Source organism: Citrobacter koseri ATCC BAA-895 (assembly GCF_000018045.1).
GTDB lineage: Bacteria > Pseudomonadota > Gammaproteobacteria > Enterobacterales > Enterobacteriaceae > Citrobacter_B > Citrobacter_B koseri.
In genome coordinates this window covers 3,913,339-3,925,564 of sequence record NC_009792.1, presented here as the reverse complement: position 1 = coordinate 3,925,564, position 12,226 = coordinate 3,913,339, and the positions used below count along the sequence as shown (strand labels likewise).

Sequence of the window (12,226 nt, the reverse complement as noted above, 5' to 3'; positions counted from 1 at the left end):
GCTGGCGTTTGATAGTAATCGCATAATCAAATATTTATAGTGATCTCGATATAAGAATTTTGTAGCATGGCATTCATCATGTGAATGCCAGAAGGAATACTGTGTCGGATTTGTTAAAACACGCCAGATGTTACACAATTAATAACCTGGTTGACTTTCACCCTGGAAATCGGGCGTTATCGAATAGCGCAATGCAGAAGACCGTAACGTTACAAAGTCCTGCAAGCCTTATCCTTTTATATCTTATTCAGCATAACAACACGGTGGTTTCTCAAAACCAGCTGATTACAGCGGGTTGGGGAGAGAAGAATCATGTTACCTCGGCGAATACTTTTTATCAGACGATTCTCATTCTAAGAAATGCGTTAAGTGATATTGGGTTACCGCGCGATCTTATAAAAACCATTGCCCGTCGCGGTATGATGATTTCAGCGAATATTCAGACGGATGAGATAACCGCAAAAGCATCAGCGATCGAAGCGCCGGCGCAGATTGTTGAACCCCAAATGGAGCCGAAGGGAGACACGCCAATAAAAAAGCGCCATCTCTCGCGGCCTGCGGCGCTTTGCGGACTGGCGCTTCTGGTGGTGATGATAAGCATTGCCGCCAGCCTGTTTTATATGTCTCCAGAGTCTCTGCTGTCGTCTTATGAGGTTCTGGATTCCGAGACTTTTTCATCCTGTACCGTCCTGCAAAAAGGGAATGATGTGCTGGAGAAAAATTATATTCGCTTTATGCACAAACATCGCGAGATTTGCGATAACAATAACTATGTGTTTCTCTCAGGAATGAGCAGCGCAAAAAATATCACGGCGATTATATGCCCGGAGGATGCCAGAGAAAATCCGTCCGTAAAGTGTATAACCTACTATTCGATAAATGATGAAAATTAAAATACTGGCCGCGGCTATTATTATCACGTTCTTCATTGTGGGCGGTGGAGGACTCTGGTATACACACAGCATTAACCCGAAAATTGATTGCAGTGGTTATGCCGTCTGGGATATTGACCATGAACTTTTTGCTGGTGATATTACCTACCAGATGCATAATCATCAGGGAATCGTGACATTAACCGGCGTGTTGAATACGCCCGACGCTCATTCTTATAAAATTAGCCGGATTATTTATTTTACGTACCAGAAGTTGCAGCAAAACTATATTATTACGACGCATAATCTGGTCCGATATCCGTCTGACGAATTACAGGGCAGTCATGAACGCAAGGCTATGCCGCTTATTTATTTATCAAAGGACGCGACGTTCTCGTTTTTGATACAACCCTGGCGGGAAGGCTGGACGTTTACGACAGTCGGGTCGCCCTCACTATTATGCCGATAGATTAAAGACTGAGTAAAACGGCTCGCCCCTCTTCAGGTGGATGAGCCGTTTTGTATTGAGATTAGCCAAAAAACATCACGGACACGCAAAGCAGACCCACAATCAGGGTAAGCAGATTTCCCAGAGAGCGGTATGGTTTGAGCGCGGGGATCAGATAGGTCGACAGCGTCGGCATGATAAACAAAATCATGGCGATAAGCGGGCCGCTGATCGCATAAATCATCGAAATGGCGTTGGGATTAATGCAGCAAACGACAAAGGTAATCAGCGAGACCAGCATGATAGACAGGGCGCGATTAAATGCCCGGCTTTTCTTCACGCCAGTCTGAAGTAACGCCGTTCGTACTATCTCTGTTGCCCCTTCAATCACTCCAAAATAGGTGCCCAGAAACGATTTTGACATCGCGATAACGGCGACAATAATCCCTGAAATGGAGAGCCATGCCGGTGCGGCTGGCATCATAGACAGCGCTGACAGGATGGTCACGCCTTCATGTTTCGCGGCTTCAATATAGGATGGCGGAATGGAGAGCAGACAGCTGAAAACGAAAAACAGCACGCTCAGGCAAATGATCAGATAAGCCACCTTCATGATTTTTTTGCATTTACCCATGGCCTGCTCGCCGTATCTTTCACGTCTGTCGATAGCAAACGTGGAGATAATGGGCGTATGGCTAAAAGCGAAAACCATCACCGGAATGGATATCCATACCTGATGAAGTGTGTGCCGATCGAAAGACATCTGGCTGGTCAATAACGCGGGCTGCCAGCTTCCGGTCAAATAAAGCGACAGAAATAAGAAATAGGCGATAAGCGGAAACACTAAAAAGCCCATCACGCGGATAGTCGCATGTCGTCCCATCAGGAAAATCAGATTCAGAATCAATACGACGCCCAGACTGACCAGAACACGCACCCGCAGGTCTATCGTCATCTGCTTTGCCAGCTGTTCCGTCAGAGAATTGGTTATCGCCACGGCGTAAATCAGGACCACCACGAAAAACGCAATAAAGTATAGCGAGGTGATGAGACTGCCGATCTTCTTGCCGTAGTAATGCGTTACCGCACCGGTGATCCCTTCGCCAGCGGAGGTTTTCGAAGAGAGGATAAACTGGCACAGCGCTTTATGAGGCCAGTAAGTCAGAGGCCAGGCAACCAGTGCGGTAATAAACAGCACGATGGCCCCCGCGGAACCCAACTGAATGGGGAGGAAAAGGGTGCCTGCGCCGACCGCAGTCCCATATAGTGCAAAACTCCAGAGAGTTTCTTCTTTTGACCAAATTTTCGACATTATTTGAACGTATCAACTATAAAATAAACAAAAAGAAGCGCAATTTACCATAAATGGCATGGGGCTGGGGAAACTAAAGCGGTGTGCGAGGGCAGGCAGGAAGCGCCGGAACGGGGAATGTTCCGGCTAAACAGAGCATTATCAGGCAGTAACGCGCTGCTGGCGGCGTCTTACTACGCGAAGACGCAACGTGTCATAGGCCCAGTTGTAGAACATGGTGTATGGCAGGAAGAAAAGGAAGAAACCGATTTCCAGCGTGAAGGCCTGCAACAGGCTGACGTTCAGCGCCCAGGCGACAATACTTACACCAATAACGATAAAGCCGCTTTCAAATCCCAGCGCGTGCAGTGCGCGAACTTTAGCGGTGCGCGTCACTACGTGTGACGGCCAGAAGCGGTCAAACAGCGCGTTATAGATGATATTCCAGATCATCGCCGTGGTTGCCAGCAGAATGGTTAAGCCTCCCATTTCCAGCACTGAGCGCTGCATCAGCCAGGCGGTAGTCGGGGCCAGAATGGCGGTGGCAATGCCTTCGAAGCAGACCGCATGGAAAATGCGTTCGAGTAGCGAACGGCGTTGGACTAAATCATGTTGCATAGGATCAAACCTTTTTTTCATCTCCGGGAAAACGGAATGTCAGGCATTTTATCGTTTAATATGATATATAAAAGATAGAATCCATCGATAAAGTAGATAGTTCATGCGCTACTCTCCCGAAGCATTGATCGCATTTGTTGAGACGGTCTCCTGCGGCTCGTTTTCCGCTGCGGCGCGCCGGTTACGGAAAAGTCAGTCCACCGTCAGTACGGCGATTGCCCACCTGGAAGCCGATCTGGGGTTTTCACTGTTTGATCGCTCTTCACGACAGCCAGTGCTGACGGAAGAGGGCAAGCGGGTGCTCAGCTATGTGCAGGCTATTCTGTCAGCAAGCGATCGTCTGGATGAGGTGGCGTTATCCCTGTCTGGCGAAACAGAAACCCGTCTGACATTCGTGCTATCCGACACCCTGCATCCAGACGTTCTGGAAGAATTAATGGTGCAGTTCGACCGCCAGTTTCCCCATACGGAATTTGAATGTCTGATCGGCGAAGATGAAGATGTCATCGATCTCCTGCAAAAGGGACGCGCGCAGGTTGGGCTGATTGAAGCGCGCAATCATTACCCTACCGAGATGGGGGTGACGCGCCTGCCCATGCAAACCTGGATGGGACTCTACGTGGCGGCCTCGCATCCTCTGGCCGCGCAGAAAACCCTGCAATGGGATCAGCTGCATACCTGGCGTGAACTGCGGCTGAATACCTATCTGGAAAATGGCGCCAGCGTGGCGCGCGGCCCGGCCTGGTCTGCACCTAACTATTTGTTATTACTGAGTATGTCGGTACAGGGATTTGGCTGGTGCGCATTGCCTTGCGCGCTGGTGGAAGAGTTCGCGGCTGAAAAACCGCTGGTGCAACTGGATGTGCCCGGCTGGCCAAAGGCGATCTCGATTGATCTTCTCTGGAACAAGAAGTCGCCGCCGGGCGCGGCGGGAAGCTGGCTCCGCGATCATTTACAGCAGGGGCGTATACCGGCTGATTAAAATAGCTGCAATTTCCTTTGTGATAAAACTCACCATTTTTAAACAAGCAGGATAATTATCTTTAACAATCCTCTACTATTGCGGTGTTATTTTGCGCTGAGGTGGTGATGAAAGAGGTTGTGATAGTTGGGGCTTTACGTACGCCGATCGGATGCTTCCAGGGAACGCTGTCCCGCCATTCTGCCGTTGAACTGGGCAGCATGGTGGTAAAAGCGTTGATGGAGCGTACCGGCGTTGATGTACATGCTATCGATGAAGTTATCCTCGGTCAGGTGCTCACGGCGGGCGCAGGACAAAACCCGGCGCGGCAGTCAGCCATCAAAGGTGGGCTGCCCAACACCGTTTCCGCTATCACCATCAACGATGTCTGCGGCTCCGGCCTGAAAGCGCTGCACCTGGCTACACAGGCGATTCAGTGCGGCGAGGCGGATATTGTCATTGCCGGCGCGCAGGAGAACATGAGCCGGGCGCCGCACGTTCTTACCGACAGCCGCACAGGGGCGCAGCTCGGTAACAGCCAACTGGTGGACAGCCTGGTTCACGACGGCTTGTGGGATGCGTTTAACGATTACCACATGGGCGTTACCGCTGAAAATCTGGCGCGGGAATACGGCATCAGCCGCGAATTGCAGGACGCCTATGCCCTCAGTTCCCAGCAAAAAGCGCGGGCGGCCATTGATGCCGGGCGTTTTAAAGCTGAGATTGTCCCGGTTGTCACCCAGCGTAACGGCCAGCCTGTCGTTGTCGATACTGATGAGCAGCCAAGAACCGATGCCAGCGCGGAAGGATTGGCCCAGTTGAACCCGGCATTTGATCTCCTCGGCTCGGTCACGGCGGGCAATGCCTCGTCAATTAACGATGGCGCGGCTGCCGTCATGATGATGAGCGAAGCCAAAGCGCAGGAACTGGATTTACCCATACTGGCGCGTATTCGCGCTTTTGCCAGCGTCGGCGTCGATCCCGCACTGATGGGCATCGCACCCGTTTACGCCACCCGACGTTGTCTTGAACGGGTAGGCTGGCAGCTGGCGGACGTGGATCTTATCGAGGCTAACGAGGCTTTTGCTGCGCAGGCGTTATCCGTCGGCAAAATGCTGGAGTGGGACGAACGCCGGGTGAACGTTAACGGCGGAGCGATTGCGCTCGGTCATCCCATTGGCGCATCCGGCTGCCGGATTCTGGTGTCGCTGGTGCATGAGATGGTTAAACGCAATGCGCGAAAGGGCCTGGCGACGCTCTGCATTGGCGGCGGGCAAGGCGTGGCGCTTGCTATCGAACGAGATTAAGACCGCCTTCATTTTCCGCTTCCCCCGTGCTGGCGCTGCCAACCGCGCCAGCCGCAATATGTGCTGATATTTCCCCTCCCTGACGCCGCGGGTTGCAGCAATCCGGCGTTTCTTTTCAGGAGCACACGCTGCTCCCATATTCACCTGATAAACCTATCTTATTGTTTTTAATTTTATTTTAAGCATCTCCACCTGTGCCTGTTAAAGGGAAATCTCGCGCTGACGTGATCGCAATTACACTTTTGATAATAAGATGCGGAAAAAATGAAACAACGTTTTATTTGTAATTGAAAACCCGTTTCTGGAGGGATATCATTACCGCATAAAGTAAAACGGAACGGTGTTTCGCCTTCCGTTCTGACATTCACGGTCGGTTTATTATTGGAGGTTGATGTGGACGTAAGACAGAGCATCCACAGCGCGCACGCTAAAACGCTGGACACCCAGGGGCTGCGCAACGAGTTTTTGGTCGAGAAAGTGTTTGTTGCTGATGAATACACCATGGTTTACAGCCACATCGACCGCATTATTGTCGGCGGCATCATGCCGGTAGCGAAAACGGTTTCCGTTGGCGGTGAAGTTGGTAAACAGCTGGGCGTTACCTACTTCCTGGAGCGTCGTGAACTGGGGGTGATCAACATCGGCGGGCCGGGCACGATTGCTGTCGATGGTCAGTGCTATGAGATCGGCCACCGCGATGCCTTATACGTCGGTAAAGGCGCGAAAGAAGTTGTTTTCGCCAGCGTTGATGGCGCAAATCCGGCGAAGTTCTACTACAACTGCGCGCCGGCGCATACCACTTACCCGACTAAAAAAGTGACGCCAGCCGATGTCGCGCCGGTCACTCTGGGCGACAACCTCACCAGTAACCGCCGCACCATTAACAAATACTTCGTGCCGGACGTACTGGAGACCTGCCAGCTGAGCATGGGCCTGACCGAACTGGCGCCCGGCAACCTGTGGAACACCATGCCTTGTCACACCCATGAACGCCGCATGGAAGTGTACTTCTATTTCAACATGGAAGAGAACGCCTGCGTCTTTCATATGATGGGGCAGCCTCAGGAAACGCGTCATATCGTGATGCATAACGAGCAGGCGGTTATCTCCCCAAGCTGGTCTATTCACTCCGGCGTCGGCACCCAGGCCTATACGTTCATCTGGGGGATGGTGGGTGAAAACCAGGTCTTTGATGATATGGACCACGTTGCAGTAAAAGATCTGCGCTAGTCGCGGACGGCAATCATGTCTGTCCGTGACAGGCACTAAGAAAATAAGGATTAACAATGATTTTGAATGCATTCTCTCTTGAAGGTAAGGTCGCGGTAGTCACAGGTTGTGATACCGGTCTGGGTCAGGGGATGGCGCTGGGTCTGGCGGAAGCGGGCTGTGATATTGTCGGGATCAACATTGTTGAGCCGACGGAAACCATTGAACGCGTCACCGCGCTGGGCCGCCGTTTTTTAAGTCTGACGGCGGATTTGCGTCAGATTGACGGTATTCCTGCCCTGCTTGAACGTGCGGTGGCGGAATTCGGCCACATCGATATTCTGGTGAATAACGCCGGTCTGATCCGCCGTGAAGACGCGATCGACTTCAGTGAAAAAGACTGGGATGACGTCATGAACCTGAACATTAAGAGCGTGTTCTTTATGTCTCAGGCTGCGGCGAAGCACTTCATCGCCCAGGGTAACGGCGGCAAAATTATTAATATCGCCTCTATGCTCTCCTTCCAGGGCGGGATTCGCGTTCCTTCTTACACCGCGTCTAAAAGCGGCGTTATGGGCGTAACGCGCCTGATGGCGAACGAATGGGCGAAACATAACATCAACGTGAACGCTATCGCGCCGGGTTACATGGCGACGAACAATACTCAGCAACTGCGTGCTGATGAGCAGCGTAGCGCGGAAATCCTCGACCGTATTCCGGCGGGGCGTTGGGGTCTGCCGAGCGATCTGATGGGGCCGGTGGTGTTCCTGGCGTCCAGCGCATCTGACTATATTAACGGCTATACCGTTGCGGTGGATGGCGGCTGGCTGGCGCGTTAATTCTGATGTCGTAAAAGCCTCGCCCCGGTGAGGCGATAACATCCGGCCTGTGCAGGCCGGATGCGTATGGCTTACGCGTTGAGGAAATCTTCGCGTACTGGCGTGAAGGTATCCAGCAGTGTCCCCGGTTGTAAACACACGCAGCCATGCATGATATTGGGCCGTTTATATAGCGTGTCGCCAGCGCGCACCACATGCTTTTCTTCACCAATAGTAAACTCAAATTCACCGGACAAAACGTAAGTCAGCTGTTCATGAGGATGATTGTGCAACGGCCCGATTGCGCCTTTTTCGAAATTCACCTCTACCGCCATCATGTTGCCGTCGTGAGCCAGAATACGCCGGGTAACGCCATTTCCCAGATCCTCAAGCGTCGTCTCATTATGAAAAATAAACATGCGGTGATCCTGTTATTTATTGAAACAATGTTTCAACTAAATTAGTTCATACCGGGGAAAAAGAAAATGGCAGACCAAATGAACTGGAAACTTGATCACAAGTTTGCTTCACTGCTGTCATCAAGGTGAGAAGGAGAAGGTAATGAAAACGATTGGACTGCTGGGCGGCATGAGTTGGGAATCGACGATCCCCTATTACCGTTTGATTAATGAAGGAATCAAAGCACGCCTGGGCGGTTTGCATTCCGCCAGCCTGTTGCTGCATAGCGTTGATTTCCATGAAATTGAAGAGTGTCAGCGCCAGGGCGAGTGGGATAAAACGGGAGATATTCTGGCGCAGGCCGCACTGGGTTTGCAGCAGGCGGGCGCAGAAGCGATAGTGCTGTGTACTAATACCATGCATAAAGTGGCGGATACGATTGAGTCGCGCTGTTCACTGCCGTTTTTACATATTGCGGATGCGACAGGGCGGGCGATTGCGCGCAAAAACATGACGCGCGTGGCGCTACTGGGGACGCGCTACACGATGGAGCAGGATTTTTATCGCGGGCGTCTGGAGCAGCGGTTTGCGATTGAAACCCTGGTGCCGGAAACGGACGACCGCGCGCAGATCAACCAGATAATCTTTGACGAACTGTGCCTCGGCGAGTTTAGCGAACGCTCCCGCCAGTATTATTTGCAGGTGATCGAACGTCTGGCGGCGCAGGGCGCTCAGGGCGTGATTTTCGGCTGTACCGAGATTGGGTTGCTGGTGCCGGAAGCGCAGAGCGCGCTGCCGGTGTTTGATACTGCGGCGATCCATGCGGCTGACGCCGTGGAGTTTATGCTTTCGTAACCGGCTCCAGAATGGCCTCCAGCGGATCGACAAGACGCGGAAGGCTGGTTTGCAGGTGCTCGCTGAACGCATCCACCAGCGCGGATGATGGCCGGTGCAGCGGGCGGATCAGACTGACGGTAAACGGAACGTCGACACTGAACCGCCGCACGGTCACTCCGCTGGCGGCATAATCCAGCGCGGTGAGCGGGTTAACCACCGAAAGCCCGGCGCCCGCGCGCACCATCGCGCAAACCGACGCCGCGCTGTGGGTTTCCACGACCATCCGGCGTTTAACCTGGTGTTCGTTAAACAGCGCATCCAGCAGCTGACGATAGCTGTCGGTGCGTGACAGGCTGATGTAATTCTCTCCCTGAAAGTCGCCCGGCGTCAGCACGGATTTGGTCGCCAGCGGGTGGCCGGGCGGCAGCACGCACACTTCATTTAGCGTCAACAACGCGGTGCGTTCGGTGCCTGCCGGGGTATGCAACGTCTCCGTCAGGCCGAGGTCGTGGCGTTGAGCGGAAAGCCACTCTTCCAGCAGCGGCGACTCCTGCGGCACGATGTTCAGGCTGACATCAGGATAGCGGGCGAGAAACGGTTGCAGCAGCGTGGGTAAAAAGGACTGGGAGAAAACGGGCAGGCAGACAATCGACAGCTCGCCCTGGCGAAATTCACGCAGGCTCTCCGCCGCGTTTACAATGCGATCCAGCCCATACCAGGAACGCTGCACCTCTTCGAATAGCCGTAATCCTTGCACCGTCGGGTGCAGGCGTCCGCGCGTGCGCTCAAACAGTTTAAGCCCCAATACTTTTTCGAACCGCGCCAGCTCCCGGCTAACGGTGGGCTGTGAGGTATGCAGCAGGCGCGCCGCTTCGGTCAGGTTTCCGGCGGTCATCACGGCATGAAAGATTTCAATGTGGCGCAGGTTCACGGCTGCCATCGTTGGCTTTCCCCTCAGTGGATATTATCTATATCATTTTTGCATAGACTCGCCATAAAACGATATTTTTTATTCCCTTCAGTTTGTGGCGTAATCATAAAAAATGTTTTGCCCGGAGTCTGCTATGCCACATTCACTGAATTGCACTGATACTGACCTCAACGCTGAAAATCTGCTCAGACTACCGGCGGAATTCGGCTGCCCGGTATGGGTCTATGACGCGCAGATTATTCGCCGTCAGATCGCGGCCCTGCAACAGTTTGATGTGGTGCGCTTTGCGCAAAAGGCCTGCTCGAATATTCATATTTTGCGCCTGATGCGTGAGCAGGGCGTAAAGGTGGATTCCGTTTCGCTGGGTGAAATTGAGCGCGCGCTGGCGGCGGGATATGATCCGCAAAACCATCCTGATGATATCGTCTTCACGGCTGATGTCATTGACGCCGCCACGCTGGCCCGCGTCAGCGAACTGCGCATTCCGGTGAATGCCGGGTCGGTGGATATGCTGGATCAACTGGGGCAGGTTTCGCCGGGTCATCGCGTCTGGCTGCGTATCAATCCCGGTTTTGGTCACGGGCACAGCCAGAAAACCAATACCGGCGGCGAGAACAGCAAACACGGCATCTGGCATACCGATCTGCCTGCCGCGCTGGCGGTGATGCAGCGCCATCGGCTTCAGCTTGTCGGGGTTCACATGCACATTGGTTCCGGCGTTGATTACGGTCATCTGGAGCAGGTGTGCGGCGCGATGGTGCGCCAGGTTATCGATTTTGGGCAGGATCTGGAGGCGATTTCGGCGGGAGGCGGGCTGTCGATCCCTTATCACGAGGGAGAAGAGGCGGTCGATACGCAGCATTACTTCGGACTGTGGAACGCCGCCCGCGAGCAAATCGCTCGCCATCTGGGGCATCGGGTGAAGCTGGAAATTGAACCGGGACGTTTTCTGGTGGCGCAATCCGGCGTGCTGGTGACGCAGGTACGCAGCGTGAAAGAGATGGGGCGCCGTCATTTTGTGCTGGTGGATGCCGGTTTCAACGACCTGATGCGCCCGGCAATGTACGGCAGCTATCACCATATTACGGCGCTGGCGGCGGACGGTCGCTCGCTTGAACATGCGCCGCTGCTGGATACCGTGGTGGCGGGGCCGTTGTGTGAATCTGGCGATGTCTTTACGCAGCAGGAAGGCGGTAACGTGGAAACGCGTGCGCTGCCTGCGGTAGCACCGGGGGATTACCTGGTTCTGCACGATACCGGCGCGTACGGCGCGTCTATGTCATCAAATTACAACAGCCGACCGCTGCTGCCGGAAGTGCTGTTTGATAATGGTAAAGCGCGATTGATTCGCCGCCGCCAGACGATTGAAGAGTTGCTGGCGCTGGAAGTTTTTTAACCGGCAGGCCGGATAAGGCGCCTTTGCCTGATGGCGCTACGCTTATCAGGCCTACGGACGGCGCAATATCGTAGGCCGGATAAGGCGCTTGCGCCGCCATCCGGCAAACCATCAGCAATCCGACTGAAAAAATGGCCCGGTGGTCACTGAATCACGCAGCACTAATGTTCCTGTAAACGGCGGGATCGGCTCCAGCTCCTCGCCGCTCGCCAGCCGAATCGCTTGATCGATTGCGGTGGTAATCATACTGTCGATCGGCAGATAAACGGTGGACAGCGCCGGTTCCAGCCACTTCGCGCTGGGCGCGTCATCGAAGCCAAACAGTGAAATATCCTGCGGTATCCGCAGCCCGGCCTGATGCAGCGCCTTTGATGCGCCAAGCGCCATATCGTCGTTACAGGCAAAGAGCGCGGTAAAGGCGATCCCTTCCTCCAGCAGTTCACGGCACGCTTCGTACCCGCGTGTCATACTGGAGTCGCCGTATTTCACTTTCGCCGGGTCCCAGTCGATCCCGTTTTTCTCCAGCGCCTTGCGGTAGCCCGTCAGGCGGGATTTTCCCGTTGGCGTGTGATTCGGTACGGTAATGCAGGCGATATCCCGATGGCCCTGTGAGATCAGGTAATCCACCGCCTGAAACGCGGCATCTTCCTGTTCAAAGAATATGGCGCGATCGCGGGCCAGACTGACATCGCGGTTGATCACGACCAGCGGCGTCTCTATGGTATTAATCAACGAGATGATCGTTTTTTCGCTCATATAGCGGGTATAGAGAATGATCGCGTCGCACTGCCTGTCGGCCAGCATCTGCACCGCCTCTTGCTCGCGTTCCGGCGTGTCATGGCCATCGGTCACGATAAGCTGCTTACCGTGCGACTCCGTCTGGCGTGACGCCTGTTGCAGCAAACGCCCGAAGTAAAATCCGTCAAAGGTCGAGACAACAAGCCCAATGCTGTTACTGGTGCGGTTCGCCAGCGATCGCGCCAAAAAATTGGGTCGGTAATCTAACGCCTGCATCGCTTTGAAGACTTTCTGGCGCGTGCTCTCTTTCACCTGTCCCGTTCCGTTCAGCACGCGAGAAACCGTCGCTTTTGATACGCCCGCGCGACGTGAAACATCCAGCATTGTTGTCATGACGCTAT

Annotated in this window: 13 protein-coding genes; 8 read left to right on the top strand and 5 right to left on the bottom strand. The window is 53.7% G+C overall.

From position 1 onward, the window contains the following. Positions 1-191: 191 nt before the first annotated feature. Positions 192-893 (top strand): winged helix-turn-helix domain-containing protein, encoded by a 702-nt coding sequence (locus tag CKO_RS18050; RefSeq protein WP_012134970.1) that lies wholly within the window; start codon positions 192-194, stop codon positions 891-893. Continuing rightward, positions 880-1,341: a hypothetical protein gene (locus CKO_RS18045; RefSeq protein ID WP_012134969.1), complete on the top strand. Its 462-nt coding sequence runs from the start codon at positions 880-882 to the stop codon at positions 1,339-1,341. Before CKO_RS18050 ends, CKO_RS18045 begins: the two co-directional genes overlap by 14 nt. A gap of 61 nt (positions 1,342-1,402) precedes the next feature. Here CKO_RS18045 and CKO_RS18040 read toward each other — a convergent pair whose 3' ends face one another. Continuing rightward, the gene (locus CKO_RS18040; protein WP_012134968.1) at positions 1,403-2,632 is read right to left on the bottom strand and encodes an amino acid permease; all 1,230 of its coding nucleotides are present in this window, start codon (positions 2,630-2,632) and stop codon (positions 1,403-1,405) included. Positions 2,633-2,773: 141 nt separating this feature from the next. Beyond that, positions 2,774-3,229: a multidrug/biocide efflux PACE transporter gene (locus CKO_RS18035; protein ID WP_024130912.1), complete on the bottom strand. Its 456-nt coding sequence runs from the start codon at positions 3,227-3,229 to the stop codon at positions 2,774-2,776. A 103-nt stretch (positions 3,230-3,332) separates the two neighbouring features. On the opposite strand from CKO_RS18035, the gene CKO_RS18030 reads away from it, so the two are divergent. The 4 genes from CKO_RS18030 (at position 3,333) to kduD (ending at position 7,545) form a co-directional block, all read left to right on the top strand. After that, entirely contained in the window at positions 3,333-4,211 is an 879-nt protein-coding gene (locus CKO_RS18030; protein WP_012134966.1) for a LysR family transcriptional regulator, read from the top strand. A 107-nt stretch (positions 4,212-4,318) separates the two neighbouring features. Beyond that, entirely contained in the window at positions 4,319-5,497 is a 1,179-nt protein-coding gene (locus tag CKO_RS18025; protein ID WP_012134965.1) for an acetyl-CoA C-acetyltransferase, read from the top strand. 393 nt (positions 5,498-5,890) lie between these two features. Next, positions 5,891-6,727 (top strand): 5-dehydro-4-deoxy-D-glucuronate isomerase, encoded by an 837-nt coding sequence (gene kduI, locus CKO_RS18020; RefSeq protein WP_024130911.1) that lies wholly within the window; start codon positions 5,891-5,893, stop codon positions 6,725-6,727. 56 nt (positions 6,728-6,783) lie between these two features. Continuing rightward, entirely contained in the window at positions 6,784-7,545 is a 762-nt protein-coding gene (kduD, locus tag CKO_RS18015; RefSeq protein ID WP_005123393.1) for a 2-dehydro-3-deoxy-D-gluconate 5-dehydrogenase KduD, read from the top strand. Positions 7,546-7,616: 71 nt separating this feature from the next. Here the strand turns inward: kduD and CKO_RS18010 are convergent, their stop codons facing one another. Continuing rightward, entirely contained in the window at positions 7,617-7,943 is a 327-nt protein-coding gene (locus CKO_RS18010) for a cupin domain-containing protein (protein WP_012134962.1), read from the bottom strand. Positions 7,944-8,085: 142 nt separating this feature from the next. Here CKO_RS18010 and CKO_RS18005 point away from each other — a divergent pair, with 142 nt between their 5' ends. Next, positions 8,086-8,778 (top strand): aspartate/glutamate racemase, encoded by a 693-nt coding sequence (locus tag CKO_RS18005; protein WP_012134961.1) that lies wholly within the window; start codon positions 8,086-8,088, stop codon positions 8,776-8,778. On the opposite strand, the gene CKO_RS18000 is transcribed toward CKO_RS18005, so the two are convergent. Further along, a complete protein-coding gene (locus tag CKO_RS18000; protein WP_012134960.1) occupies positions 8,765-9,700 on the bottom strand; it encodes a LysR family transcriptional regulator in 936 nt (311 codons plus the stop codon). The genes CKO_RS18005 and CKO_RS18000 overlap by 14 nt on opposite strands. A gap of 124 nt (positions 9,701-9,824) precedes the next feature. Between CKO_RS18000 and lysA the strand changes: the two genes are divergently transcribed. After that, positions 9,825-11,087, top strand: a complete 1,263-nt coding sequence (gene lysA / locus CKO_RS17995) for a diaminopimelate decarboxylase (RefSeq protein WP_012134958.1) — start codon at positions 9,825-9,827, stop codon at positions 11,085-11,087. Positions 11,088-11,198: 111 nt separating this feature from the next. Here lysA and CKO_RS17990 read toward each other — a convergent pair whose 3' ends face one another. After that, the gene (locus tag CKO_RS17990; RefSeq protein ID WP_012134957.1) at positions 11,199-12,218 is read right to left on the bottom strand and encodes a LacI family DNA-binding transcriptional regulator; all 1,020 of its coding nucleotides are present in this window, start codon (positions 12,216-12,218) and stop codon (positions 11,199-11,201) included. Between the last annotated feature and the right edge of the window lie 8 nt (positions 12,219-12,226).

What these genes read in the sequence shown, in the direction of transcription:
- CKO_RS18050 (WP_012134970.1), top strand. Translation starts at nt 192, where the DNA reads ATGCAGAAGACCGTAACGTTACAAAGTCCTGCAAGCCTTATCCTTTTA.
- CKO_RS18045 (WP_012134969.1), top strand. Translation starts at nt 880, where the DNA reads ATGATGAAAATTAAAATACTGGCCGCGGCTATTATTATCACGTTCTTC.
- CKO_RS18040 (WP_012134968.1), bottom strand. Translation starts at nt 2,632, where the DNA reads ATGTCGAAAATTTGGTCAAAAGAAGAAACTCTCTGGAGTTTTGCACTA.
- CKO_RS18035 (WP_024130912.1), bottom strand. Translation starts at nt 3,229, where the DNA reads ATGCAACATGATTTAGTCCAACGCCGTTCGCTACTCGAACGCATTTTC.
- CKO_RS18030 (WP_012134966.1), top strand. Translation starts at nt 3,333, where the DNA reads ATGCGCTACTCTCCCGAAGCATTGATCGCATTTGTTGAGACGGTCTCC.
- CKO_RS18025 (WP_012134965.1), top strand. Translation starts at nt 4,319, where the DNA reads ATGAAAGAGGTTGTGATAGTTGGGGCTTTACGTACGCCGATCGGATGC.
- kduD (WP_005123393.1), top strand. Translation starts at nt 6,784, where the DNA reads ATGATTTTGAATGCATTCTCTCTTGAAGGTAAGGTCGCGGTAGTCACA.
- CKO_RS18010 (WP_012134962.1), bottom strand. Translation starts at nt 7,943, where the DNA reads ATGTTTATTTTTCATAATGAGACGACGCTTGAGGATCTGGGAAATGGC.
- CKO_RS18005 (WP_012134961.1), top strand. Translation starts at nt 8,086, where the DNA reads ATGAAAACGATTGGACTGCTGGGCGGCATGAGTTGGGAATCGACGATC.
- CKO_RS18000 (WP_012134960.1), bottom strand. Translation starts at nt 9,700, where the DNA reads ATGGCAGCCGTGAACCTGCGCCACATTGAAATCTTTCATGCCGTGATG.
- lysA (WP_012134958.1), top strand. Translation starts at nt 9,825, where the DNA reads ATGCCACATTCACTGAATTGCACTGATACTGACCTCAACGCTGAAAAT.
- CKO_RS17990 (WP_012134957.1), bottom strand. Translation starts at nt 12,218, where the DNA reads ATGACAACAATGCTGGATGTTTCACGTCGCGCGGGCGTATCAAAAGCG.